The organism is Thioalkalivibrio sp. AKL17 (assembly GCF_000377885.1).
Classification (GTDB): Bacteria; Pseudomonadota; Gammaproteobacteria; order Ectothiorhodospirales; family Ectothiorhodospiraceae; genus Thioalkalivibrio; species Thioalkalivibrio halophilus.
Window position 1 is genome coordinate 236773 of record NZ_KB898765.1, and the last position, 26082, is coordinate 262854.

A 26082-nucleotide genomic window follows, 5' to 3' on the forward strand; every position below is an offset into this window, starting at 1 on the left:
CGGAAACAAAAAAAGGGCGTTGAACGCCCCTTTACACCTTCCGTCATGGAAACAGGCTGCAGCTCGAAGCCTGTCGGCGCGCGGGAGCGCGGCCCCAAGAAAAAGGCCCCGCGAAGGGGCCCTTTCGAAAACTGGTAGCGGGGGCAGGATTTGAACCTGCGACCTTCGGGTTATGAGCCCGACGAGCTGCCAGACTGCTCCACCCCGCATCCGAGAAAACGTACTTTACCAAGCCGCGGGCCGGCTTGCAAGCCCCGATCGGAATCAGCGAGAACGGCGCGCCCGCTGCCGCAGATGCGGGCGAAGATCATGCCGCCAGATGAACCCCGGGATCGCGAACACCGCAAACATCGACAGCCCGATCACGTAGAACTCCCAGCCCTGTGCATGAACACTGCCCGTCGCCTGATGCTCGAGTCCCTTGCCGATCAGCCCCACCAGCAGGAACAGCACCAGCCATTCGAACACCCGGGTCCAGCCTCCCTTGCTCCCGCTCGCCGGGAGGAACATCAGCGCGATGCGATCGGTCAGCCACGGCAGGTTGGCGGCCACGAAGGCAAACGCCACAAACCCCCAGACCAGGACTTCAAACGGGACCAGTTGATTCAAGACATCCTCCGGGGCGGATCAGCCAGCAATGGCGTAGTGGGTAACGGACAGCAGAAGGCCCGGAAAAATTCCCAGCAACAGCACTGCCAGGCCATTGATGCTCAGCGCCGTGGCCAGCGCACCCGAAGGCTGCACCGGCTCGCTGGCCTCCTCCTTCGGCTCGTCGAAGAACATGATCTTCACCACCCGCAGGTAGTAGAACGCACCGATGATGCTGAAGATCACCGCGACCACACCCAGCCAGACCAGGCCCGCACCCACGGCCGCCTGAATCACGGCCAGCTTGGCGTAGAAACCGACGGTCGGCGGGACCCCGGCCATGGAGAACAGCAGCAGGAGCATGATGAAGGCGAACCACGGGTTGCGTTTCGCCAGCCCGGCGAAGTCGTCCAGGCGATCGGCCTCGTAACCCCGGCGCGACAGGAACACGATCATGCCGAACCCGCCGGCCGCAGTGAGGGCATACACGATCACGTAGAACATCGCCGAGGCGTAGCCCGAATCGGTCCCCGCGAGGATCCCCATGAACAGGAACCCGACATGCGCGATGGTCGAATACGCGAACATGCGCTTGATGCTGGTCTGCGCGATCGCAATCACGTTGCCCACCGCCAGCGACAGCACGGTCAGGATGATGAGCATGCCCTGCCAGTCGGCATGCATCGGTCCCATGCCCTCGACCAGCAGCCGCATCAGGAACGCGAAGGCCGCGATCTTCGGCGCGGTCGCGATGAACAGCGTCACCGCCGTCGGCGCCCCGTCATAGACGTCGGGCACCCACATGTGGAACGGCACCGCCCCCAGCTTGAACGCGATCGCCACCACCAGGAACACCAGACCGAACACCAGCGGGACGTTCAGGGCCTCGTCGGCCGTCGTCAGTTCGGAGGCGATCACCGCGATATCCAGCGAGCCGGTCATGCCGTAGATCATGGACATGCCGTACAGCAGCAGTCCGGACGCCAGCGCCCCCAGCACGAAGTACTTCATCGCGGCTTCGCTGGCCCGGGTGTTGTCGCGCCAGAACGCCACCAGCGCATACGAGGACAACGACAGCAGTTCCAGGCCCAGGTACAGGGTCAGCAGATTGTGCCCCGAGATCATGATCATCATCCCCAGGACCGCGAACAGCCCGAGGATGTAGAACTCCCCCTTGTGGATGTCGCGCGCCATCAGATACGGCCGCGAGTAGAGGAAGACGAAGAAGCTCGTGACGTACACCGCCAGCTTCAGCACGTCGCTCATCGGGTCCTTGATGAAGCTGTCGCTGAAGGTCAGCACCACTTCCGGACCGGCCAGCCACAGCGTCAGCACCGCGGCTCCCGCGAGCGTCGCCTGCACCAGGCCGTAGGTGATGTCGCGGCGCGAATCCGGCAGGAACGCATCCAGTATCAGGATGAAGCACGCCATCCCGAGGACGAACATCTCGGGAACGGCGGGCAGAAAGGCAGGAATCTCGAAATTCATGTCAGGCGTCCGTTCAGAGCTTCGAGTGCGCGATATGCGCCACGAGGTTGTCGATGGTCGCGTTCATCACTTCCAGCAGCGGTGCCGGCCACACGCCCAGCAGCAGCGTGAAAAACGCCAGCAGCCCCATCAGGAAGAATTCGCGCCGGTTCATATCGGACAGGCCGGCCACGTTCTCGTTGGCCACGGTGCCAAAGATCACGCGCTTGACCAGCCACAGGGTGTACCCCGCCGCCAGGATCAGCGTGGTCGCGGCGAGGAAGGCAATCCAGAAATCAGCCTTGAAGGCAGCCAGGATCACCATGAATTCACCCACGAAGCCCGAGGTGCCCGGCAGACCGGTATTGGCCATCGCGAACAGCACAAAGAACGCGGCGAACCACGGCATGGTGTTGACGACGCCGCCATAATCCGCGATCTGCCGACTGTGCAGCCGGTCGTAAAGCACGCCCACCGCGAGGAACATCGCCGCAGAGATGAAGCCGTGCGAGATCATCTGCACCATGCCGCCGGCGATACCCAGCGACGCGCCCTGCCAGTCGCCGGTATTCGAGTAGATGTAGAACGCCAGGAAGAAGCCCAGAGTCACGAAGCCCATGTGGGCGATCGACGAGTACGCGATCAGCTTCTTCATGTCGCTCTGGATCAGCGCCACCACCCCGATGTACACCACCGCGATCAGCGACAGCACGATCATCAGCGTGTCCAGCACCGCGGACGCATCCGGCGTGATCGGCAGCGAGAAACGCAGGAAGCCGTAGCCGCCGATCTTCAGCATGATCGCCGCCAGGATCACCGACCCCCCCGTCGGCGCCTCGACGTGCGCGTCCGGCAGCCAGGTATGCACCGGGAACATCGGGATCTTGACCGCAAACGCCAGGAAGAACGCGAGGAAGATCAGTATCTGCGCGGTCATCCCGATCTGCAGGGCATGGAAGTCCTGGATCAGGAAGCTGCCGGACTGGATGTACATCCAGATCAGTGCGACCAGCATGAACACCGACCCGAGGAAGGTGTAGAGGAAGAACTTGATCGTTGCGTACACGCGGCGCGGCCCGCCCCAGATCCCGATGACAAGGAACATGGGGATCAGCATCGCCTCGAAGAACACATAGAACAGCACCGCGTCCATCGCCGCGAACATGCCGATCATCAGTCCTTCCATGACCAGCATCGCGGCGAGGTAGTAGGCGATGCGATCCTTCACCGACTCCCATGCGGCGATGACCACGACCACCGTGATCAGCGTGGTCAGGAGGATCAGGGGCATGGAGATGCCGTCGACCCCGAGGTGATAGTTCACGTTGAACGCAGGGATCCAGGAGGCCACCTCCTGGAACTGCATCTCCGCGGTGCCGCGCTCGAACATGAACCACAGCGGCAGGCTTGCCACGAAAGTGGCCACGGCCACGCTGAGGCCCAGGCGCCGGGCCACCACCGGCGCGTCGCGCCCGGCGGCAAGCGTCAGGAAGCCACCGAGGATCGGCAGCCAGATCAACAGACTCAGAATGGGCCAGTCAGCAAACATGGTCGTTCCTTGAAACAGCGGTGGGCTTCGCAGCGGTCATCGTCGAAACCCCTCAGATCACGAAGGCGAACATCAGGACCAGCAGGCCGATGATCATCACGAATGCATAGTGATAGAGGAAGCCGGACTGCACATGGCGCACCCGGGCCGACACCCAGCCCACCGAACGCGCGGCGCCGTTGACCAGCCAGCCGTCAATGATCATCGCGTCGCCATAGCGCCACAGCCAGCGCCCGAGGCGCCGCGTGCCACCGGCGAAGAACCAGTCGTTGAAGCGGTCAAACCCGTACTTGTCCTCGAGGATGCGCACACCCGGCCGCAGACGGTCGGCGATCACCGCCGGCAGATCGGGCCGTTTGATGTAGAGGTACCAGGCGGTCACCAGCCCGGCCATCGCGAACCAGAACGCCGGCGCCACGAGCCCGTGCAGCACGAACCCGAATACCCCGGTGTAGCTCTCGCCCTTCTGCGCCAGTACGTCCTTCGCCTCGCTGACGAAGATCGAATCGGCAAAGAAGTCGCCAAACAGCATCGGGCCGATGAAGTACCCGGCCACCACCGACGGGATCGCCAGCAGGATCAGCGGCAGCGTAACCACCCACGGGGTCTCGTGCGGATGCGGGGTACCGTGATGATGGTGATCTTCACCGTCCCCGTGATCCGGCATGTAGTGATGTGCCTGGTCGTAGCGTTCCTCCCCGTGGAACACCATGAAGAACATGCGGAAGGTGTACAGCGCGGTTACGAACACGCCCAGCAGCACCATCCAGTAAGCAAAGGTCGCCCCCGGAATCTCGGAGTACCCGACTGCTTCGATGATCGCGTCCTTGGAAAAGAACCCGGAGAAGAACGGGAACCCGATCAGCGCCAGCGACCCGATCAGCGCGGTCACGTAGGTGATCGGCATGTGCCGGCGCAGCCCGCCCATGGCGCGCATGTCCTGCAGATGGTGCATCGCAATGATCACCGAGCCGGCGGCCAGGAACAGAAGCGCCTTGAAGAACGCGTGGGTCATCAGGTGGAACACACCGGCCGCATACGCCGAGGCCCCCAGGGCGACGGTCATGTATCCGAGCTGCGACAGCGTCGAATACGCGACCACGCGCTTGATGTCGTTCTGCACCAGACCGATCAGACCCATGAAGAAGGCCGTGATCGCCCCGATCACCAGGATGAACGACAGAGCCGGCACGGAGAACTCGTACAGCGGCGACATGCGCGCCACCATGAAGATGCCCGCGGTCACCATGGTCGCCGCGTGGATCAGCGCCGAGATCGGGGTCGGGCCTTCCATGGAGTCCGGCAGCCATACGTGCAGCGGCACCTGGGCGGATTTACCCATCGCACCAATGAACAGGAAGATCAGCGCCAGATCCAGCAGACCGAAGGTCCAGCCCGGCCAGATGGTGATGGTCGCCTCGCTCATCGCCTGCCCTTCGGCGAACACCTCGGTGTAGTTGAGGCTGCCGGTGTAGAACACCAGCGCGGCGATCCCGATCAGGAATCCGAAGTCCCCGACGCGGTTGACGATGAACGCCTTCATGTTGGCGTAAATGGCCGTGGGGCGTTTGTACCAGAAGCCGATCAGCAGGTAGGAGACCAGCCCCACGGCCTCCCAGCCGAAGAACAGCTGCATGAAGTTGTTCGCCATCACCAGCATCAGCATGGAGAAGGTGAACAGCGAAATGTACGCGAAGAACCGCTGGTAGCCGGGATCGTCCTGCATATAGCCGATGGTGTAGATGTGCACCATCAGCGACACGAAGGTCACCACCAGCATCATCATGGCGGTCAGGTTGTCGACCAGGAAACCGACCTCGAACCGGATCCCGTCAGAAACCATCCAGGTGTACACCGATTCGTTGTACACCCCGACTCCGCCGAACACGTGCTGATAGAACACCACCACGGACAGCAGGAAGGAGATGGCCACCCCGGCGATCGTCACGCTGTGCGCGCCCACCCGGCCGATCTGACGCCCGAACAGACCGGCGATGATCGCGCCCGCCAGCGGCGCCAGGACAATAAGGAGATAGATCGTATCCATGGCCCGTTATCCTTTCATTTCGTCCAGATCCTGGACGTTGATCGTCCCGCGATTACGGAACAGCAACACCAGGATGGCCAGCCCGATCGCGGCTTCCGCCGCGGCAACGGTGAGGATGAAGAACACGAAGACCTGCCCGGCCAGATCCTGCAGGAAGAACGAGAACGCAATGAAGTTGATGTTCACCGCCAGCAGCATCAGTTCGATGCACATCAACAGCACGATCACGTTCTTTCGGTTCAGGAAGATCCCGGCCACGCTGATCGAAAACAACAGCGCGGCCAGCACCAGGTAGTGCTCTAGCGTAATCATTGTCTGGCCCTGAATTCCGTTGGGGGACGGTCATCCGCCCCGCGGTGGCTCGGCACCGGCGCTCCCGCCGGCGTCACTCTTGGTTCGGGTCGTCGTCGCGTTCGGCCCCGCGGGCCCGGCGCGCCTTATCCTCCGACTTCATCGACACCATGCGCACGCGCCCCTCGCGCGAGACCTCGATCTGGCGCGCCGGGTCGATCCGCTTGTTGTCCGGCCGCCGGCGCATGGTCAGGGAGATCGCCGCGATGATCGCCACCAGCAGGATCACGGCGGCAATCTCGAACGGGTACACGTATTCGGTGTACAGAACCGCCCCCAGCGCCTCGGTGTTGGCGTACTCGGGGCCTGCCCGTTCCGGTGCATCCATGGTGATGTAACGCGTGATCACCAGCACCAGCACGGTCGCCATCGCGGCAGCGACCACCAGGCCAACCGGGAGGTATTCACTGAAGCCCTCCCGCAGCCGGGCGATGTTGATGTCCAGCATCATCACCACGAACAGGAACAGCACCATGACTGCGCCGACATAGACCAGCACGAGTACAAGTCCGAGGAACTCGGCCTCCGCCATCAACCACAGCGCCGCAGCCGAGACAAAGCACACCACCAGAAACAGCGCGGCATGCACCGGATTGCGCACGCTGATCATCGCCAGCGCGGCACCCAGCAGGATGGCGCCAAAAAGATAGAACAGAAAGAGCTCGAAGGTCATCGTTGCGTCCCTGATTACCGGTACGGGGCGTCGATCGCACGGGCCTCGGCGATCTCCTTCTCGAAGCGATCACCGATCGCCAGGAGTTTGTCCTTGGTCATGATCTGCTCGCCCCGATTCTCGAAGTGGTATTCGAAGATGTGCGTCTCGACGATGGAATCCACCGGGCAGGCCTCTTCGCAGAACCCGCAGAAGATGCACTTGAACAGGTCGATGTCATACCGCGACGTCCGCCGCGTACCGTCCTCGCGCTCTTCCGAATGAATCGTGATCGCCAGCGCCGGGCACACCGCTTCGCACAGCTTGCAGGCGATGCAGCGCTCCTCGCCGTTGGGATAACGGCGCAGCGCGTGCAACCCGCGGAAACGCGGCGACATCGGGGTCTTCTCGTCCGGGTACTGCACGGTGAACTTGCGGCGGAACAGGTACCGGCCGGTCAGCCGCAAGCCCAGCAGCAGTTCGAAGAACAGGAAGCTCTTGAAGAAATGACGCACGGATTTCATGGCGAACTCCTTACGCGAACCACGGGCCGACGTCGAACGCGACGAACACGCCCAGCACGAACAGCCATACGATGGTGACCGGGATCAGCACCTTCCAGCCCAGCCGCATGATCTGGTCATAGCGATAGCGCGGGAAGGTGGCACGTAGCCACAGGAAGATGAACAGGAACAGCGCGGTCTTGATCAGAAACCAGTGCAGACCGTCGCCCAACAGGGTTCCGATCAGCGGCCAGTCGAACATCGCCGCCGGGAGGATGCCCTGGAACGGCGACAGCCATCCCCCCAGGAACAGCACGGCGGTCAACGCGGATACCAGGATCATGTTCGCGTATTCGGCGAGGAAGAACACCGCGAACGCCATCCCGGAATATTCCACGTGGAAGCCGGCCACGATCTCGGATTCCCCTTCGGCCACGTCGAACGGGGCGCGGTTGGTTTCGGCAACCCCGGAGATAAAGAATACGAAGAACAACGGCAGCAGCGGCAGCAGGAACCAGTGGTAGACGCTGCCCGACTGGGCCTGGACGATGTCGCCGACGTTCATGGAACCCGCGGCCATCAGTACGCCCACCAGGGCGAAGCCCATCGCGATCTCGTACGAAACCAGCTGCGCCGCCGATCGCAGCGAGCCCATCAGGGCGTATTTCGAGTTGGATGCCCATCCCGCAATGATGATCCCGTAGGCGCCCAGCGACGTCAGCGCCAGGAGATAGAGAAGACCGGCATTCACGTCCGCCAGCGCACCGCCCTCGAAGAACGGAATCACGGCCCAGGCCGCCAGCGCCGGTGCGATCGTCAGCACCGGTGCGCTGAAGAACAGGAACCGGTTGGCATTCGACGGGACGATCACCTCCTTCATGAGGAGCTTCAGCGCGTCCGCGATCGGCTGCAGCCATCCGCGCGGTCCCACGCGATTGGGCCCGACGCGCACCTGGATATAGCCGATGATCTTGCGCTCGGCGAAGGTCAGATAGGCGACACCCAGCATCAACGGGATGATGATCAGCTGGATGCCGATCAGGATCTGCATCACCGTTGGCAGCGAATGGAACAGGTTGAGAATCCAGTCGAACATGGTTCAGTCCCTTGTCAGGCGCGTGCGAGCGTGACCGGCTCGCCCGGGGCACCAAGCGGGGCGGCGGCACCACCGGTGAGGGTGATGGCCAGGCCCGGCGGTACGGAATCGTCAAGCACAAGCGTCAGTTCGGCCTCGGCCCGGCCCTGCTGCACGCGAACCCGGCTGCCGTCGGGGATCCCGCCGGCCGAGTCGGGGTGCACCTGCACCGCGTTCGCCAGCTGCCCCTCGGGGCTGCGCTGCAGCGGTTCGGCCCGACGCACGAGCGGATCGGTGGCGTACAGCGAACGCGAGGCGACGCGCCGCAACCCTCGTTTGCCCGGGTCTGCGATTTCCGGTTCCTCAACGTGCACACGGTTCAGGTTGACCGTGTTGTCGAAGCTGACGTCCGCGAGGAGGCCCTTCAGCTCGTCGCGCACTGCGGGCGAATCGAGGTAATCGAAGCCCTTCTGCGCGAACAGGTTGCCCAGCACGCGCCAGACCTTCCATCCCGGACGAGCCTCGCCCGGGGCGCGGCTCGCCGCGCGGAAGCTCTGCCAGCGTCCTTCGGCGTTCACGAAGGTCCCGGAGGATTCGAAGCTGGTCGCGACCGGCAGCAGAACGTCGGCCGATGCCTGCAATTCGGCGTCGGCAAACGCGGTCAGTGCGACCACGAATCCCGCCTCGCGCACTGCCTGCTGGAAAGCGACCGGATCATGTCCGTCGCGGCCGGGCTCGAGTCCGGCAACGACGAACGCGTCGCGGCCTTCGTTCATCATCTCCGGCGCCGGGCGTCCGCTGGTCTCGAGCGCCTGACCGGCCACGCCGCGATGCGGCAGCACCCCGGCCAGCCAGGCACCGGCAGCATTCGCGCCCTCGGGCATGTACCCGAGACGGGCCCCGGTATGGCGGGCGATCCAGCCGGCCAGGGCCCGCAGGGTCGCAAACGCCGGGCTGGCCATGGCGTCCGCACCCAGCAGCACGTGGCCCTGTTCCCCGTCCAGCAGCGAGCGCGCGGCCCGCTCGAACGCTTCGCGGGTGTCCGGATCGTCGCTTTGGGCGGCCTTGACGATCTTTTCCAGGCGGGGCGGCAGCCCCTCGCCGGCCGCCGCGATACGCCCGGCAATCCCGGCCAGGGCCATGACCTGGTCGTGCTCGTTGCCGACCAGCTGGGCCGCCACCGGGTAGGTCAGGTCCAGCAGCTGGTTATGCACCAGGGTAACCCTGGCGTCGTGGTTGAGAGCCGCCTTGCGCAGGCGATGCGCCAGCAGCGGCTGCTCGCGCCGCGGATTGGTGCCGACCAGCAGGATCGCATCGGCGCGGTCCAGATCGGCGATCGGGCTGCCCAGCCAGGGGAACAGGGGCGCGGCGTCGTCGTCGCGGAAATCCTGCTGGCTCATGCGATGGTCGATGTCGCGCACGCCCAGCCCGCGAAGCAGTTTCTGGCCGAGGTAGTGTTCCTCCAGCGACAGCGACGGAGAAAACAGCCCGCCGATCCGCTCGGGGGCCACCTTGCGCAGGCCTTCCACCGCATGCTGCAGGGCGGTCTCCCAGTCCACGTCCTGCCACTGCCCGTCGCGCTTGATCCGCGGAGTGGTCACGCGGTCCTCGGCATACAGCCCCGCGTAGGAGAAACGGTCCCGGTCCGAGATCCAGGTCTCGTTGACCGCTTCGTTGTCGCGCGGGACCACCCGCATCACGCGCCCGTCATAGGTATGGGCGGCAATGTTGGAACCCACCGCGTCGTGCGGGGCAATACTGGGGGCCTGGGCGTATTCCCAGGCACGTGCGCCGTAGCGCGACGGCTTGGCGGTGAGCGCGCCCACCGGACACAGATCGATCACGTTCCCGGAGAGCTCGTGCGCGACGGTCTTCTCGACATAGGTCCCGATCCGCATGTCTTCGCCGCGCCCGGTCGCACCCAGTTCGCGCACGCCCGCGATCTCCTCGCCAAAGCGCACGCAGCGTGTGCAGTGAATGCAGCGGGTCATCTCGGTTTCGATCAGCGGACCGATATCCTTGTCGTGCACGACCCGCTTGGCTTCGGTGTATTGCGAAACGGACTCGCCATACCCCATCGCCACGTCCTGCAGTTCACACTCGCCGCCCTGATCACAAATCGGACAATCCAGCGGGTGATTGATCAGCAGGAATTCCATCGTGCCCTTCTGCGCGGAAATCGCGAGGGGCGACTGAGTGTACACCTTCATGCCGTCCATCACCGGCGTGGCACAGGCCGGCAGCGGCTTGGGCGCTCGCTCGACCTCCACCAGGCACATCCGGCAATTGGCGGCCACGGACAGTTTCTTGTGATAGCAGAAGCGCGGAATCCGGATATCGGCCTCGTCCGCAACCTCGATGAGCATGGTGCCCTTGGGCGCCTGCAAGGTCTGCCCGTCGATCTCGACGGTGACCAGATCCTGTGGCTGATCCTGACTCATGTTCGATTCCTGCTGCGTGTGCGCGACGGGGCGATCAGGCGGCGCTGGCCACCGGGCTCCGGCCGTGCTGGATGTAGTGTTCGAATTCGTGACGGAAATGCTTCACGAAACTGCGCACCGGCATCGCGGCGGCATCCCCCAGGGCGCAAATGGTGTGCCCCTCAATCTTGCTCGCGACGTCGTCCAGGCGTTCCAGGTCCTCGGGACGACCCTTTCCTTCCACGATGCGGGTCAGCATGCGGTACAGCCACCCGGTGCCCTCGCGGCACGGCGTGCACTGGCCGCAGGATTCCGAATAATAGAAGCGCGAGATCGTCTGCAGCGCCTTCACCATGTCGGTGGTCTCGTCCATCACGATCACCGCGCCGGAGCCGAGCATGGATCCGGCCTGGGTAATGGAGTCGTAATCCATGTTGGTCTGCAGCATCGTGTCGCCAGGCACCACCGGCACGGACGAACCGCCCGGGATCACCGCCTTGAGCTGGCGGCCATCGAGCACGCCACCGGCCATCTCCAGCAGTTCCCGAAACGGCATACCCAGGGGCACTTCGAAGTTGCCGGGTTTGTTGACGTGTCCGGACACAGAGAACAGTTTCTCGCCGCCCGATTTGGGCACGCCCAGGTCCGCGAACCACTGGCCGCCGTTGCGGATGATCGACGGGATGGAAGCCAGCGACTCGGTGTTGTTGACCGTCGTCGGCTTCCCGTAGACGCCGAAGTTCGCCGGGAATGGCGGTTTGAAGCGCGGCTGCCCCTTCTTGCCCTCCAGCGACTCCAGCAACGCGGTTTCCTCGCCGCAGATATAGGCGCCCGCGCCCAGCGTCGGATACAGATCGAAGTCCACGCCCGAGCCAAGGATATCCTTCCCGAGGTAGCCGGCCTCGTAGGCCTCCTTCAGGGCGGCCTCGAAGCGCGTATTGACCTCGTCCATGAACTCGCCGCGCATGTAGTTGTATCCCACCGTTGCGCCGATCGCGTAACCCGCGATCGCCATGCCCTCGATCAGCGCATGGGGGTTGTACATCAGGATCTCGCGATCCTTGCAGGTGCCGGGCTCCGATTCGTCCGAGTTGCAGACGATGTATTTCTGGCCCGGGGAATTGCGCGGCATGAACGACCATTTCATCCCGGTCGGGAACCCCGCGCCTCCGCGGCCGCGGAGGTTGGAGGTCTTGACCTCCTCGATCACGTCTTCCGCGGCCATCTTGCCGCCGAACACCTTTTCCAGCGCCTGGTAACCGCCGACGCTGCGATAGGTCTCGAGCGACGACGGGTCATCCAGGTAGCGGGTCGCGAAACAGATCTGGTTGGCCATCGTTTCAGGACTCCAGGCCGTCGAGAATCTCGTCCACGCGCTCCGGCGTCAGATTCTCGTAATAGACGTGGTTCACCTGCATCATCGGCGCCCCGCAACACGCGGCGAGGCATTCTTCTTCCTTCTTCAGGTAGAACTTCCCGTCGGGCGTGGTTTCGCCCAGGGTGATGCCGAGCCGGTTTTCCAGATGCTCGATAATCCCGGCCGAGCCGCGCAGACTGCAGGAGATGTTGTTGCACACCGCGATGGTGTGCTTGCCCACCGGCTCGAGCTCGAACATCGAGTAGAACGAACCCACTTCGTAGACGGCGATCGCCGGGAGCCCCAGGTAGTCGGCAACCGCGTCCATCTTCGCGGTGGAAACGTAGCCGTCCTCGTGCTGGACCACCCGCAGTGCGGCGAGTACCGCCGAGCGCTTCTGGTCCTCCGGATAGCGGGCCAGCCAGTGATCGATCTCCTCGCGCTCGTGGTCGCTCAGGTCGACCTTGTGCTCGGCCGGCTTGTGAAAGGCAACGGGTTTGGGTTCGGCAGCCATCAGCGATCAATCTCCCCGAAGACGATATCCTGGGTTCCGATAATGGCCACGACGTCGGCCAGCATGTGGCCCCGCGCCATCTCGTCCAGGGCGGAAAGGTGGACAAAGCCCGGCGGGCGCACCTTGAGGCGATACGGTTTGTTGGCGCCATCCGACACCAGATAGCAGCCGAACTCGCCCTTGGGATGCTCGATGCCGGCGTAAGCTTCGCCCTCCGGCAGGCACATCCCTTCGGTAAACAGCTTGAAGTGATGGATCAGCGATTCCATGTCCGCCTTCATCTCTTCGCGCTTCGGCGGCGTGATCTTGTGATCCTCCAGCAGCACCGGGCCGGGATTCCTGCGCAGCCAGTCGACGCACTGCCGAATGATGCGGTTGGACTGGCGCATTTCTTCCATGCGCACCAGGTAACGGTCGTAGCAGTCCCCATTGACCCCGACCGGGATGTCGAAATCCAGCTGATCGTAGACCTCGTAGGGCTGCTTCTTGCGCAGGTCCCATTCCACCCCGGATCCGCGCAGCATCGGGCCGGTGAAACCGAGCTGTTTCGCCCGGTCGGCATCCACCACCCCGATACCGACCGTCCGCTGTTTCCAGATACGGTTGTCGGTCAGCAGGGTCTCGTATTCGTCCACGCACCCCGGGAACCGCTCGGTGAACGACTCGATGAAGTCCAGCAGCGAGCCCTGGCGATTGGCATTAAGCTCGTCGACCGTTTCCTGCGACTTCCAGGCCGAGGGCTGGTATTTCGGCATGGTGCCGGGCAGGTCGCGGGCGACCCCTCCGGGCCGGTAGTAGGTGGCGTGCATGCGCGCGCCGGAGACCGCCTCGTAGCAGTCCATCAGGTCCTCGCGCTCGCGGAACGCGTACAGGAACACCGTCATCGCGCCGATGTCCAGAGCGTGCGCGCCCAGCCACATCAGGTGATTCAGGATTCGGGTGATCTCGTCGAACATCACCCGGATGTACTGCGCCCGCAGCGGCGCTTCGATACCAAGCAGACGCTCCATGGCGAGCACGTAACCGTGCTCGTTGCACATCATGGACACGTAGTCCAGACGATCCATGTAGCCGATCGACTGGTTATATGGCTTGCTCTCGGCAAGTTTCTCGGTCCCCCGATGCAGCAGGCCGATATGCGGATCGGCGCGCTGCACCACCTCGCCGTCCATCTCCAGGACCAGCCGCAGCACGCCGTGTGCAGACGGATGCTGGGGACCGAAATTCAGGGTGAAATTGCGAATCTCAGGCATGATCGGCTCCTTCCGCCGGCGCGTCGCCATCGGTGTAGCGATGGTCGTCGCGGATCACCTTCGGCACCAGCACGCGCGGCTCGATGGTCACCGGCTGGTACACCACGCGCGCCTGCTCGGTGTCGTAGCGCATCTCCACGTGCCCGATCAGCGGGAAGTCCTTGCGGAACGGATGGCCGACAAAACCGTAGTCGGTCAGGATGCGACGCAGGTCCGGATGCCCCGAAAACAGGATCCCGAACAGATCGAAGGCCTCGCGCTCGAACCAGTTGGCCGACGCCCAGACGTCCACCAGCGACTCCAGCTCCGGGAATTCGTCATCCGGCAGCCAGGCACGCATGCGCAGGCGACGATTGTTCTGCACCGACAGCAGATGCACCACCACGGCGAAGCGCGGACCGTCCCAGCACGATTCGCCGGGCGCATCATCGAACGTGAACCGGCCCGAGGTGGCGGACTGGACGCCACGACTGAAACCCTCACTGGAGGCGTCATCGGTGGCCCACTCGGTCTGTCCGTACTCGAGATAGTCCACCCCGCACAGGTCGATCAGGATTTCGAATCCGAAATCCTCGTCGTCGCGCAGGGTCTCGGCGATCTCGCGCCAGGCGTCCGCCGGTACTTCAATGGTTGCCTCGCCGTTGACCACCCGCACTCCGTCCAGGCGTTCGCCCAGCTTCGCGCGCAGTACGTCAATCCAGGTCTGTTGTTCAGCCATCTGCCACCCCGGGTCGCTCAGCGCGCGATCGTGTTCGTGCGCCGGATCTTGTTCTGAAGCTGGATGATGCCGTAAAGCAGAGCCTCGGCCGTCGGCGGACAGCCCGGCACGTAGATATCCACCGGCACGATGCGGTCGCACCCCCGAACCACGGCATACGAATAGTGGTAGTAGCCACCGCCGTTGGCACAGGAGCCCATGGAGATCACCCAGCGCGGTTCCGACATCTGGTCGTACACCTTGCGCAGCGCCGGTGCCATCTTGTTGACCAGCGTACCCGCCACGATCATCACGTCGGACTGGCGCGGACTCGGGCGGAACACCACCCCGAACCGGTCCATGTCGTAGCGCGCGGCACCCGTGTGCATCATCTCCACCGCGCAGCAGGCCAGGCCGAAGGTCATCGGCCACAGGGAGCCGGTGCGGGCCCAGTTGATGAGCTTGTCAGCCGAGGTGGTGACGTAGCCCTTTTCCAGAACGCCTTCTATTCCCATTCCAGCGCCCCCTTCTTCCATTCGTAGACAAAGCCGACTACCAGAATCAGCAGAAACAGCGCCATCGCAAGAAGCCCGAACAGGCCTACGGCATCGAGGGAGACGGCCCAGGGAAACAGAAAGGCGATCTCGAGATCGAAGATGATGAAAAGGATGGCGACCAGATAGAACCGAACGTCGAACTTGAGGCGCGAATCCTCGAACGCCTCGAAGCCGCATTCATACGGCGAATCCTTGGCGGCATCCGCCTTGCGGGGCCCCACGGCCATGCCGATCACCAGCGGCACGATACCGATCACGATGCCTACTGCAATGAACAGCAGGATGGGCAGATATCCTTCCAGCATGTCTCTCTCCCGTACGCCGCCTCGGGCGGGCAGGTCCACGGGTCGGCCGAACAGGAGGGCCGGACCATGGGCGGTTCAGCGTTGCTGGGTGAATGCGCCGGGGCCGCGGCCCTCGGGCGATCGGGCCGGTGCGCTCACCGGTGAGGCAGTCTAGGTGAAGCCGGAAAACGGTGTCAAGCTCACTTAAAACGCCAAGTTATTGTTTATAAAGGCTTTACAATAAAAAGGTTCCGCCCGGACCTCCGGACGGAACCTTCCCTGAAAAATGGTGCAGATGGTGGGACTCGAACCCACACGGCTTGCGCCACTACCCCCTCAAGATAGCGTGTCTACCAATTCCACCACATCTGCGTATTCCTGACTGAAGCCCTATTGTGGCACGTCCTGCGGCCGCGAGGGCGGATCCGCCGGCTCGTCGGCAGGGGAATCGTCAGGCGCCATGCCCGGAACATCCCCGATCGGGATATCGTCCTCGACCGCCTCTTCGGGCGTCGGTTCATCCATCAGGCTGCGCGCCTCGGGTTCCGACGCAGCGATATAGGCCAGCGCCAGCCCGTTGATGAAAAACACCGCGGCCAGAAAGGCCGTGGCGCGGCTCAGGAAGTTGGCCGACCCCTGGGCACCGAACACGGTGGCCGAAGCCCCGCTGCCAAATGCGGCCCCGGCATCCGCGCCCTTGCCGTGCTGCATCAGCACCAGCGCGATGATGGAGATCGACACCACCACCTGAACGACCAGGAGGATCCCGTAGATCATTCGCCCGCCCCGGTCGCGGCCCGTGCAATCCCGGCGAAATTCGCGGCATCCAGCGAGGCGCCGCCCACCAGGCCGCCATCGATGTCATCGTGCGCCAGCAGCCCGGCGGCGTTGTCGGCCTTCATCGACCCGCCATACAGGATGCGCAGGTCGGCAGCCACGCGCGGATCGCGGCCGGCGACCCGGTTACGGATGAACGCATGCACCTCGGCCGCCTGCTCCGGGGTGGCCGTCAGGCCGGTGCCGATCGCCCAGACCGGCTCGTAGGCGATCACGGCGCGGTCCAGCGATTCGACTCCGGCGGCATCCAGCACGGCATCGAGCTGCTCGCCCACCACCGCTTCGGTGCGGCCGGCTTCGCGCTCTTCCTTCTGCTCGCCCACGCACAGGATCGGGGTCACGCCGGCGGCCAGGGCCGCCTGATACTTGGCCGCCACCCAGGCGCTGTCCTCGGCCTGGCGGTCGCGGCGCTCGGAGTGCCCCACGATCACATAACGGCAGCCCACATCCTTGAGCATGGCCGCGGCGACCTCGCCGGTGTAAGCGCCGGAAGCCTGATCGGAGCAGTCCTGCCCCCCGACCTCAATGGGGCTGTCGGCCAGGGCCTCGACCACTTCGGGCAGATAGACCGCAGGCGGGCACACGGCCAGCTCGACGCCGGCCAGCCCGTCCAGCTCCGACTGGAGCGCGGACAGAAGCTCGCGATTGGCGTCGCGGGAGCCGTTCATTTTCCAGTTTCCGGCGACCAGCGGCTTGCGCATGCGGTGGTTCCTCCTGCGATGGCCAGGGTTCCATGATTGAGCGGCGGGATGTTACCGGCGCGTTCCCGGCAAATCAACCGACCACCCGGGCGCCGCGTCACGCGCACCGGGTGGCGGGAGTCAGGCGACCGCGCGGATCGCGTCCGCAATGCGTTCCGCGGCAGCCTGCGTGGCGCCTGCGTCTTCCGCCTCGACCATGACGCGGATCAGGGGTTCCGTGCCCGACGGTCGCAACAGCACCCGGCCGCGGCGACCCAGCTCGGATTCCACTTCGGCCACGGCGGCGCGGACCGGCGGCGCATCCAGACGTTCGTCTGCTCCCTCGTCCAGGCGCACGTTGACAAGGGCCTGCGGGAACTGCGGGATGGCCGCGGCCAGTTCGGCCAGGGACCGGCCGCTGCGCTGCATCAGGTGCGCGATCTGCAGTCCGGCCACGGTGCCGTCACCGGTGGTGGTGTGATCCAGACAGATGATATGTCCGGAACTCTCACCGCCCAGCAACCAGCCGTAGCGCCGCAGTTCCTCGAGGACATAGCGGTCCCCCACCCGCGCGCGCACGAACGGCACTCCGACCTCCGCCAGCGCGTTTTCCAGGCCGAGATTGGTCATCTGGGTGCCGACCACGCCACCGCCCAGCGTACCCAGGTGCAGGCGTTCCAGGGCGAGGATCCCGAGGATGCGATCACCGTCCACGATCTGGCCGGCAGCGTCCACCAGGATCACGCGGTCACCATCCCCGTCCAGAGCGATGCCCAGATCGGATCCTGTCGCGCGTACACGTTCCGCGAGGCGGTCGGGGTGCAATGCCCCCACACCCTCGTTGATGTTGTAGCCATCGGGCATGGCGCCGGTCAGCTCGACCTCCGCCCCCAGCTCCTCGAAGACATGCGGCGCGACGTTGTAGGTCGCCCCGTGGGCACAGTCGAGGACGATGCGCATGCCGCGCAATTCGGACCGCGCGGGTATGGCGCTCTTGCAGAATTCGACATAGCGCCCGGCAGCGTCGGAGATGCGTACCGCCTTGCCCAGGCGCCGCCCGTCGATGGCCTGCGCGGGTTCGTCGAGGCGCGCCTCGATCGCGGCCTCCACCGCGTCCGGCAGCTTGTCGCCTTCCGGAGTGAAGAACTTGAAGCCGTTATCGTTGAAAGGGTTGTGCGAGGCACTGATCACCACGCCCGCCGTCGCGCGGAAGGTCCGGGTCAGATAGGCGATGGCCGGCGTGGGCATCGGGCCCAGCAGGGCCACGTCGAGCCCGGCCGCCGACAGGCCCGCCTCCAGCGCCGATTCGAACATGTAGCCGGAGACCCGGGTATCCTTGCCGACCAGCACCGGCCCCTGGGCATGTCCGTTCTCGCCCAGGATCTCGCCCACGGCGTAGCCCAGGCGCAGGGCAAACTCCGGCGTCATCGGCCATTCGCCGGTTCGCCCGCGGATGCCGTCGGTCCCGAAATAACGTCCCATGCGGTTCCTCCCTAAGACATGACCCCGTCAGTACCGCGGGGATCCAGCGCGGAGTATATCGCGAGGGCGTCCGCCGTGGCCGCGACGTCGTGCACACGCAGGATGCGCGCCCCCTGCTGCGCGGCGAGCAACGCGGCGGCCACGCTCCCGCTGCCACGCTCCGTCACCGGCCGCTGTCCCAGCAGGGCCCCGATCATCGACTTGCGCGAGACCCCGACCAGCACTGGCCAACCATCACCGACCAGGTCCGGGAGATGGCGAAACAGTTCCAGATTGTGCTCCAGCGTCTTGCCGAAACCGAAACCCGGATCCACCACCAGCCGGTCCGGCGGCACCCCCGCGGCCTGCAGTGCACTGCAGCGTGCGTCGAGGAACGCCCGGACCTCGGCGGTCACGTCGCCGTAATGCGGGGCGTGCTGCATGGACTGCGGCTCGCCCTGCATGTGCATCACGCACAGGGCCACGCCGTGCTCCCGGGCGGCCGCCACCGCCTCCTCCTCGGCGCCCGGCCGACGGAAGGCATTCACGTCGTTGAGCATGGCCGCGCCCGCCCGCACCGCGTCGCGCATGATCTCCGGCTTCATGGTATCGACCGAGACCGGCAAGGAAACCTCCGCCGCCAGCGCCTCCAGCACCGGCAGGACACGTCGACGTTCTTCCGCGAGCGACACCGGTTCGGCCCCCGGGCGGGTAGATTCCCCGCCCACGTCGATCAGATCCGCGCCCTCGTCCTGCATCTGCCGCGCACGGGCCACGGCCCGATCCACGCGGTCATGTGCGCCACCGTCCGAGAAGGAATCCGGCGTCACGTTGAGGATACCCATCACCCGCGGGCGATCGAAGGCCAGCGGACCGGCCGGGCCATACAGCAGTGTGGGTGCCGTTGGAACCGTCATCAGTCCTCCCATGAAAGCGAAACACGGCAACAGAAAAGGCCGCCGCGACAGAGCCACGGCGGCCATGATGATGCGCGGGCAGCCCCCCCGGAGTGCGGCGGAGCCGAACGTCGATCAGGACTGCGGCGCGGGCCCGCCGACCACCCCGCGGTCGCTGTCGCTGTCGCTGTCGCTGTCGCGAGAATCGTCAGAGCCGTCCCCGGCCTCGCCTTCACCGGCCGGAGTGCCGGCATCGTCGCCGCCGGAGGAACCATCGTTCCAGTCGGCGGGTTCACGCGGCTCGCGACCGGCCATGATGTCCCCGATCTGCTTGTCGTCGATGGTCTCGTACTTCATCAGCGCGCCCGCCATCGCGTGCAGCTTGTCGAGATTGTCTACCAGGATCTGACGCGCATGGTTGTAATGGGTATCGATAATCTTGCGCACTTCCTCGTCGATCGCGTTGGCGGTGTCGTCCGACATCTGCTTCGGCTTGCCCATCGACGGTCCGAGGAAGGACTGCTGTTCGTCTTCGCCATAGTCCAGCGGTCCCAGCTTCTCCGACAGGCCCCACTTGGTCACCATGTTGCGCGCGATCTGCGAGGCCTTCTCAATGTCGTTGGATGCCCCCGTGGTCACCGATTTCTCGCCGAAGATGATCTCCTCGGCCAGGCGCCCGCCGAACAGGCTGGCGATCTGGCTCTCCAGCTTGGTCCGGGAGTGACTGTAACGATCCTCCTCCGGCAGGAACATGGTGACACCCAGTGCCCGGCCGCGCGGAATGATGCTGACCTTGTACACCGGGTCGTGCTCGGGGACCGTCAGCCCCACGATCGCGTGCCCGGCCTCGTGATAGGCGGTCAGCTTCTTCTCGTCCTCGGACATCACCATGGAGCGGCGCTCGGCGCCCATCATGATCTTGTCCTTGGCGCGCTCGAAGTCGCTCATGTCCACCAGGCGCTTGCCGGCGCGGGCAGCGAACAGCGCCGCCTCGTTGACCAGGTTGGCCAGGTCCGCACCGGAGAAGCCCGGCGTGCCGCGCGCGATCTTGTGCGGGTTCACGTCTTCCGCGATCGGCGTCTTCTTCATGTGCACGTTGAGGATCTGCTCGCGACCGCGCACGTCCGGCGGCGGCACCACGACCTGACGGTCGAAGCGGCCCGGACGCAGCAGCGCCTGGTCCAGCACATCGGGACGGTTGGTCGCGGCGATCACGATCACGCCCTCGGTGCCCTCGAAGCCATCCATCTCGACCAGCAACTGGTTGAGGGTCTGCTCCCGCTCGTCGTGACCGCCACCGCCCATGCCGCCGCCGCGCTGACGCCCGACGGCGTCCAGCTCGTCGATAAAGATGATGCACGGGGCGTTTTTCTTGGCCTCGGCGAACATGTCGCGCACGCGCGAGGCGCCCACGCCCACGAACATCTCGACGAAGTCGGAGCCGGAGATGCTGTAGAACGGCACCTTGGCCTCTCCGGCGATCGCCTTGGCCAGCAGGGTCTTCCCGGTACCCGGGGAGCCGACCATCAGCACGCCGCGCGGGATCTGGCCGCCGAGCTTCTGGAACTTGCCCGGGTCCTTGAGGAAGTCGACCAGCTCCACGACCTCGTCCTTGGCCTCGTCGCAGCCGGCCACGTCGGCGAAGGTAACCTTCACCTGATCCTCCGACATCAGCTTGGCCTTGGACTTGCCGAAGGACATCGCGCCCTTGCCGCCGGCACCACCGCCCTGCATCTGCCGCATGAAGTAGATCCACACGGCGATCAGCAGCAGGATCGGGAACCAGCTGATGAGGATACTCATCAACAGGCCGCGCTCGGCCTCCTCCTCGGCGTTGATCTCCACGTTGTGGTTGAGGAGATCGCCGATCAGCCCCGAATCGTTGGGGTTAACAGTGGAGAAGCGCTCTCCGTCAGCCATCTGCCCGGAGATCTTGTCACCTTCGATGGTGACGCTGTCCACGCGACCGCTCTGCACCTGCTGGATGAACTCCGAGTAGGTGATGCTGCGCGTCGCCTGCTGCTCGGGATCGGGCGCGAAATTGTTGAAGATGGACATCAGGACGACGGCAATCACCGCCCAGATGATCAGATTCTTTACCAGGCCATTCAAAACGACACCTCAAAAGCTGTGCTGGGCCGAACGCGTATGCGTGGATACTAATGGATCGTTACACATCCCGTGGGTTCCGCGCCAATACGTACACTTCGCGTGAGCGGGGCCGCGACGCCTTCGGCTTGCGCACCTTCACCTGTGCGAAACACCGGCGCAGCTCCGCAAGGTAGGCATCCGAGCCTTCCCCCTGGAACAGCTTGACCAGAAACGCGCCATTCGGTTTCAGGACGCGCAGCGCCAGATCCAGCGCCAGCTCGCACAGATGGATCGAACGCGGCTGGTCAACGGCATCCGTACCGGTAAGGTTGGGGGCCATGTCGGAAAGCACAAGATCCGCACCCTCGCCGCCCAGGGTCTCGAGGATGCGGTCCAGCACTTCGTCCTCGCGGAAATCCCCGGTCACGACCTCCGCGCCGGGGACTGGGTCCATCGGCAGGATGTCGGAGGCGACCAGCACGCCCTTGCGCCCGACGCGCCCGGCCGCGTACTGGGTCCACCCTCCGGGGGCCGCCCCCAGATCCACCACGCGCATGCCGGGCCGCAGGAGGCGGTCGCGCTGGTCCAGCTCTTCCAGCTTGTAGACCGCACGCCCACGATACCCTTCCTGCTGCGCGCGCTGCACGTACGGGTCATCGAAATGCTCCTTCAGCCAGCGCTGACTGGAGCGCTTGCGCTTAGGCATCGCCCGCCCCCCGGTTTCGTGCCGGCGGCGGCGTGCTACACTCGTACCGTTTCAAAATGAAGCAAGCCTCCCGTGAATCTGACTGACGCGCAACGCCGCCATCTGCGCAGCCTCGCCCACCCGCGCAAGCCCGTCGTGACCCTTGGTCGCCACGGCCTGTCCGAGGCAGTGCTGGCCGAACTGGAACAGGCGCTGGCCCATCACGAACTGGTCAAGGTGAAGGTCGGGATCGGCGACCGTGACGCCCGCGCCGAGGTCATCCACGACATGTGCGAGCGCACCGGCGCGGAGCTGGTTCAGCGCATCGGCCACGTGGCCACGCTGTTCCGGCGCAACCCGGAGGCGCCGAAGGTCAGCCTCGAGCCCGTCAGTTGACGTAGCGCACCTCGAGGATCTCGTATTCCGTCTCGCCGCCGGGCGCCTGAACGGTCACGATGTCGCCCTCTTCCTTGCCGATCAGCGCCCGGGCGATCGGCGAGGACACCGAAATCATGTTCTGCTTGATATCGGCCTCGTCGTCCCCGACGATCTTGTAAGTCACCTCGCGCCCGTCCTCGGTGGCCTCCAGCACCACCGTCGTGCCGAACACCACCTTGCCGGTCTGCGGCAGGGCGGTCACGTCGATGATCTCGGCATTGGACAGGGTCGCCTCCAGCTCGCGGATCCGCCCCTCGATGAAACTCTGCTGCTCGCGCGCCGCATGGTACTCGGCATTTTCCTTGAGGTCCCCGTGCTCACGCGCCTCGGCGATCGCGTTGACCACTTTCGGCCGGTCTTCGGCCTTCAGGCGCCGCAGCTCTTCCTTCATCTTCTCGGCGCCGTTCAAGGTAAGCGGTGTCTTCTTCATGAACCCAACCCTCCTGCTCGGTTCTCCTGGTGGAGCGACTGCAAGCGGAACACCTCGCTGCCCTCCAGATGGTCCAGTGCCTGGACCGTGGCCCGGGCCCCGGCGATGGTGGTGGTATAACCCACCTTGTGCATCAGGGCCTCGCGCCGAATGGTGTAGGAATCGGCAGTCGACTGCTTGCCTTCCACCGTATTGATGATAAAGCTGACCTCGTCGTTCTTGATCATGTCGACGATGTGCGGGCGCCCCTCGGTGACCTTGTTCACGCGGGTCACGGCGATGCCCTGTTCTTCCAGCAGCCCGGCGGTGCCCCGGGTGGCCAGCACCTCGAAGCCCAGCTCGACCAGCCGCCGGGCGATCCCGGTAACCTCCGGCTTGTCGATGTCGCGCACTGACACGAAGGCCTTGCCGGTGGACGGCAGCAGAACGCCCGCACCCAGCTGGCTCTTGGCAAAGGCCTCGGCAAAACTGCGGCCCACCCCCATCACTTCGCCCGTGGACTTCATCTCCGGCCCGAGGATCGGATCCACCCCGGGGAACTTGGCGAACGGGAAAACCGCTTCCTTGACCGAATAGTAGTCGGGGAACACCGCGCCGCCGACGCCCTGCTCGGCCAGCGAGGTTCCGGCCATGCAGCGCGCGGCGATCTTGGCCAGCGGCAGACCGACGCTCTTGGACACGTAGGGCACGGTGCGCGAGGCACGCGGATTGACCTCCAGGACGTAGATGTCGTCGCCCTTGACCGCGAACTGGGTGTTCATCAGACCGACCACGCGAAGGCCCACGGCCATCTTGCGCACCTGATCCACCATGCGCTCCTGCAGCTCCAGCGACAGCGAGAACGGTGGCAGCGAGCAGGCGGAATCTCCGGAATGGACACCGGCCTGTTCGATGTGTTCCATCACCCCGCCGATGAATACGTCCTGGCCGTCGCAGACGGCGTCGATGTCGACCTCGATCGCGTCGTCTAGGAAACGGTCCAGCAGCACCGGCGCCTCGTTGGAGACCGAGACCGCGCTTTGCATGTAGCCGCGCAGGTCCTCGCGGTCACGCACGATCTCCATCGCGCGCCCGCCCAGCACGTAGGACGGACGCACCACCAGCGGATAGCCGATCTCGTCGGCCAGCTTCTCGGCCTCTTCCTCGCTGCGCGCAGTGCGGTTGGGCGGCTGCTTGAGCCCCAGCTTGTTCAGCAGGGCCTGGAAGCGCTCGCGGTCCTCGGCCAGGTCGATCGAGTCGGGGCTGGTGCCGATAATCGGGACCCCGGCATCCTCCAGGTCGCGCGCCAGCTTCAGCGGGGTCTGCCCGCCGTACTGCACGATCACGCCGGTGGGCCGTTCGGTCTCCACGACTTCCAGCACGTCCTCCAGCGTCAGCGGCTCGAAATACAGCCGGTCGGAGGTGTCATAGTCGGTGGAAACCGTCTCCGGGTTGCAGTTGACCATGATGGTCTCGTACTGGTCCTCGCGCATGGCGAGTGCGGCATGCACGCAGCAGTAGTCGAACTCGATGCCCTGGCCGATGCGGTTGGGACCCCCGCCCAGCACCATGATCTTCTGCCGGTCGGTCGGCTCCGCCTCGTTCTCCTCCTCGTAGGAGGAATACATGTATGCGGTGGTGGTGGCGAACTCGGCCGCACAGGTGTCCACCCGCTTGTACACCGGGCGCACGCCAAGACGATGACGGTGCTTGCGCACGGCCTTCTCGGTCTCGTTCAGCAGCCGGGCCAGGCGCAGGTCGGAAAAACCGCGCTGCTTCAGCCGATACATCTCCTCGGCATCGATCTCACCGAGGATGCGGTCGCGCACCGCCTTTTCCAGATCCACCAGCTCCTGGATCTGCGCCAGGAACCAGGGGTCGATGGCAGTCAGTTCGAAGATGTCCTGCACGCTGAAGCCATGGCGGAAGGCGTCGGCCACGTACAGCAGCTGGTCGGGCGTCGGGTTGGCCAGTGCGGTGCGCAAGCGTTCCACCACATCCTGCGCATCGAGATCGATGCGCTCGTCCAGTCCGTCCATGCCGGTCTCCATTGAGCGCAGCGCCTTCTGCAGGGACTCCTGGAAGGTCCGGCCGATGGCCATGGCCTCGCCCACGGCCTTCATCTGCGTGGTCAGCTGCGCCTCGGCCTGGGGGAACTTCTCGAACGTAAAGCGAGGGATCTTGGTGACCACGTAGTCAATCGACGGCTCGAACGACGCCGGGGTGAGCCCGCCGGTGATCTCGTTTTTCAGCTCGTCGAGGGTGTACCCCACCGCCAGCTTGGCGGCGACCTTGGCGATCGGGAAGCCGGTCGCCTTGGAGGCCAGCGCGGAGGAACGCGACACCCGCGGGTTCATCTCGATCACGATCATGCGCCCGTTCTCCGGGTTGATCGCGAACTGCACGTTGGAGCCGCCGGTCTCCACGCCGATCTTGCGCAGCACCGCCAGCGAGGCGTCGCGCATGATCTGGTATTCCTTGTCGGTCAGGGTCTGCGCCGGGGCCACGGTAATCGAGTCGCCGGTATGGATCCCCATCGGGTCGACGTTCTCGATCGAACAGATGATGATGGCGTTGTCCGCCTGGTCGCGGACCACCTCCATCTCGAACTCTTTCCACCCCAGTGCGGATTCCTCCAGCAGCACCTGATTCACCGGCGAGAGGTCGAGCCCGTTCTTGACGATGTACTCGAACTCCTCGCGGTTGTAGGCGATGCCGCCGCCGGAACCACCAAGCGTGAACGACGGCCGGATGATCACCGGGAAGCCGATGCGCGGCTGGATCTGCTGCGCCTCTTCCCAGGAATGCGCCAGCTCCGCGGTGGGGGTGTCCAGGCCGATGTCGGCCATCGCGGCCTTGAAGTGATCGCGGTCCTCGGCCATGTCGATGGCCGCCTCGTTGGCGCCGATCATCTCCACGCCGTGCTTCTCCAGCACCCCTTCGCGCGAGAGGTCCAGCGCGCAGTTCAGCGCGGTCTGTCCGCCCATGGTCGGCAGCAGGGCATCCGGCTGCTCGGCGGCGATGATCTTCTCCACCGTCTTCCATTCGACCGGTTCGATATAGGTGGCATCCGCCATCTCCGGATCGGTCATGATGGTCGCCGGGTTGGAGTTCACCAGGATCACCCGGTAGCCCTCCTCGCGCAGGGCCTTGCAGGCCTGGGCGCCGGAGTAATCGAACTCGCAGGCCTGGCCGATCACGATCGGGCCGGCCCCGAGGATCAGGACGCTCTGGATATCGGTACGCTTGGGCATGAGGCCCTCTCGCTGGC

Annotated in this window: 24 protein-coding genes and 2 tRNA genes; 1 reads left to right on the forward strand and 25 read right to left on the reverse strand. The window is 64.9% G+C overall.

Annotated features, from left to right (window positions below; all coding sequences use genetic code 11):
- Positions 1-132 precede the first annotated feature (132 nt).
- From D577_RS0104345 to rlmE, 23 genes are all read right to left on the reverse strand, one after another.
- Positions 133-209 (reverse strand) — tRNA-Met (locus D577_RS0104345).
- Between the two features lie 55 nt (positions 210-264).
- A complete protein-coding gene (locus D577_RS0104350; protein ID WP_018869949.1) occupies positions 265-609 on the reverse strand; it encodes a DUF2818 family protein in 345 nt (114 codons plus the stop codon).
- Between the two features lie 18 nt (positions 610-627).
- Positions 628-2076, reverse strand: coding sequence for an NADH-quinone oxidoreductase subunit NuoN (nuoN, locus tag D577_RS0104355; protein ID WP_018946349.1), 1449 nt, complete (start codon positions 2074-2076; stop codon positions 628-630).
- 13 nt (positions 2077-2089) lie between these two features.
- The gene (locus D577_RS0104360; protein WP_018869951.1) at positions 2090-3604 is read right to left on the reverse strand and encodes an NADH-quinone oxidoreductase subunit M; all 1515 of its coding nucleotides are present in this window, start codon (positions 3602-3604) and stop codon (positions 2090-2092) included.
- A gap of 52 nt (positions 3605-3656) precedes the next feature.
- Positions 3657-5651 (reverse strand): NADH-quinone oxidoreductase subunit L, encoded by a 1995-nt coding sequence (gene nuoL / locus D577_RS0104365; protein WP_018946350.1) that lies wholly within the window; start codon positions 5649-5651, stop codon positions 3657-3659.
- Between the two features lie 6 nt (positions 5652-5657).
- Positions 5658-5963, reverse strand: coding sequence for an NADH-quinone oxidoreductase subunit NuoK (gene nuoK / locus D577_RS0104370; RefSeq protein ID WP_018869953.1), 306 nt, complete (start codon positions 5961-5963; stop codon positions 5658-5660).
- Between the two features lie 73 nt (positions 5964-6036).
- Positions 6037-6675, reverse strand: a complete 639-nt coding sequence (locus tag D577_RS0104375; RefSeq protein WP_018946351.1) for an NADH-quinone oxidoreductase subunit J — start codon at positions 6673-6675, stop codon at positions 6037-6039.
- A 14-nt stretch (positions 6676-6689) separates the two neighbouring features.
- Positions 6690-7178, reverse strand: a complete 489-nt coding sequence (nuoI, locus tag D577_RS0104380; protein ID WP_018946352.1) for an NADH-quinone oxidoreductase subunit NuoI — start codon at positions 7176-7178, stop codon at positions 6690-6692.
- A gap of 10 nt (positions 7179-7188) precedes the next feature.
- Positions 7189-8253, reverse strand: coding sequence for an NADH-quinone oxidoreductase subunit NuoH (nuoH, locus tag D577_RS0104385; RefSeq protein WP_018946353.1), 1065 nt, complete (start codon positions 8251-8253; stop codon positions 7189-7191).
- A 14-nt stretch (positions 8254-8267) separates the two neighbouring features.
- On the reverse strand, positions 8268-10673 hold the full coding sequence (gene nuoG, locus D577_RS0104390; protein ID WP_018946354.1) for an NADH-quinone oxidoreductase subunit NuoG: 2406 nt from the start codon (positions 10671-10673) through the stop codon (positions 8268-8270).
- 34 nt (positions 10674-10707) lie between these two features.
- Positions 10708-11988 carry an NADH-quinone oxidoreductase subunit NuoF gene (gene nuoF / locus D577_RS0104395; protein WP_018946355.1) on the reverse strand — a complete coding sequence of 427 codons (1281 nt, stop codon included), beginning with the start codon at positions 11986-11988 and terminating at the stop codon, positions 10708-10710.
- A gap of 4 nt (positions 11989-11992) precedes the next feature.
- On the reverse strand, positions 11993-12523 hold the full coding sequence (nuoE, locus tag D577_RS0104400; RefSeq protein ID WP_018946356.1) for an NAD(P)H-dependent oxidoreductase subunit E: 531 nt from the start codon (positions 12521-12523) through the stop codon (positions 11993-11995).
- A complete protein-coding gene (locus D577_RS0104405) occupies positions 12523-13776 on the reverse strand; it encodes an NADH-quinone oxidoreductase subunit D (protein WP_018946357.1) in 1254 nt (417 codons plus the stop codon). The genes nuoE and D577_RS0104405 overlap by 1 nt, the downstream gene beginning before the upstream one ends.
- A complete protein-coding gene (locus D577_RS0104410; protein ID WP_018946358.1) occupies positions 13769-14494 on the reverse strand; it encodes an NADH-quinone oxidoreductase subunit C in 726 nt (241 codons plus the stop codon). Before D577_RS0104410 ends, D577_RS0104405 begins: the two co-directional genes overlap by 8 nt.
- Before the next feature lie 17 nt (positions 14495-14511).
- Entirely contained in the window at positions 14512-14988 is a 477-nt protein-coding gene (locus D577_RS0104415) for an NADH-quinone oxidoreductase subunit B family protein (RefSeq protein WP_018869962.1), read from the reverse strand.
- Entirely contained in the window at positions 14979-15335 is a 357-nt protein-coding gene (locus tag D577_RS0104420) for an NADH-quinone oxidoreductase subunit A (RefSeq protein WP_018869963.1), read from the reverse strand. The genes D577_RS0104415 and D577_RS0104420 overlap by 10 nt, the downstream gene beginning before the upstream one ends.
- A gap of 266 nt (positions 15336-15601) precedes the next feature.
- Positions 15602-15686 (reverse strand) — tRNA-Leu (locus D577_RS0104425).
- Positions 15687-15704: 18 nt separating this feature from the next.
- A complete protein-coding gene (gene secG, locus D577_RS0104430; protein WP_018946359.1) occupies positions 15705-16091 on the reverse strand; it encodes a preprotein translocase subunit SecG in 387 nt (128 codons plus the stop codon).
- Positions 16088-16852, reverse strand: a complete 765-nt coding sequence (tpiA, locus tag D577_RS0104435; protein WP_018946360.1) for a triose-phosphate isomerase — start codon at positions 16850-16852, stop codon at positions 16088-16090. The genes secG and tpiA overlap by 4 nt, the downstream gene beginning before the upstream one ends.
- A 120-nt stretch (positions 16853-16972) precedes the next feature.
- Positions 16973-18313, reverse strand: coding sequence for a phosphoglucosamine mutase (gene glmM, locus D577_RS0104440; RefSeq protein WP_018946361.1), 1341 nt, complete (start codon positions 18311-18313; stop codon positions 16973-16975).
- Between the two features lie 11 nt (positions 18314-18324).
- Positions 18325-19209 (reverse strand): dihydropteroate synthase, encoded by an 885-nt coding sequence (folP, locus tag D577_RS0104445; protein ID WP_018946362.1) that lies wholly within the window; start codon positions 19207-19209, stop codon positions 18325-18327.
- 114 nt (positions 19210-19323) lie between these two features.
- Positions 19324-21300: an ATP-dependent zinc metalloprotease FtsH gene (ftsH, locus tag D577_RS0104450; protein WP_018946363.1), complete on the reverse strand. Its 1977-nt coding sequence runs from the start codon at positions 21298-21300 to the stop codon at positions 19324-19326.
- 58 nt (positions 21301-21358) lie between these two features.
- Positions 21359-21985 (reverse strand): 23S rRNA (uridine(2552)-2'-O)-methyltransferase RlmE, encoded by a 627-nt coding sequence (gene rlmE / locus D577_RS0104455; protein ID WP_018946364.1) that lies wholly within the window; start codon positions 21983-21985, stop codon positions 21359-21361.
- A gap of 72 nt (positions 21986-22057) precedes the next feature.
- On the opposite strand from rlmE, the gene yhbY reads away from it, so the two are divergent.
- On the forward strand, positions 22058-22360 hold the full coding sequence (gene yhbY, locus D577_RS0104460) for a ribosome assembly RNA-binding protein YhbY (RefSeq protein WP_018946365.1): 303 nt from the start codon (positions 22058-22060) through the stop codon (positions 22358-22360).
- Here the strand turns inward: yhbY and greA are convergent.
- Both greA and carB read right to left on the reverse strand, forming a co-directional pair.
- Positions 22353-22832 carry a transcription elongation factor GreA gene (greA, locus tag D577_RS0104465; RefSeq protein ID WP_018869971.1) on the reverse strand — a complete coding sequence of 160 codons (480 nt, stop codon included), beginning with the start codon at positions 22830-22832 and terminating at the stop codon, positions 22353-22355. The two genes, yhbY and greA, sit on opposite strands and share 8 nt — an antisense overlap.
- Positions 22829-26065: a carbamoyl-phosphate synthase large subunit gene (gene carB / locus D577_RS0104470; RefSeq protein ID WP_018946366.1), complete on the reverse strand. Its 3237-nt coding sequence runs from the start codon at positions 26063-26065 to the stop codon at positions 22829-22831. Before carB ends, greA begins: the two co-directional genes overlap by 4 nt.
- Between the last annotated feature and the right edge of the window lie 17 nt (positions 26066-26082).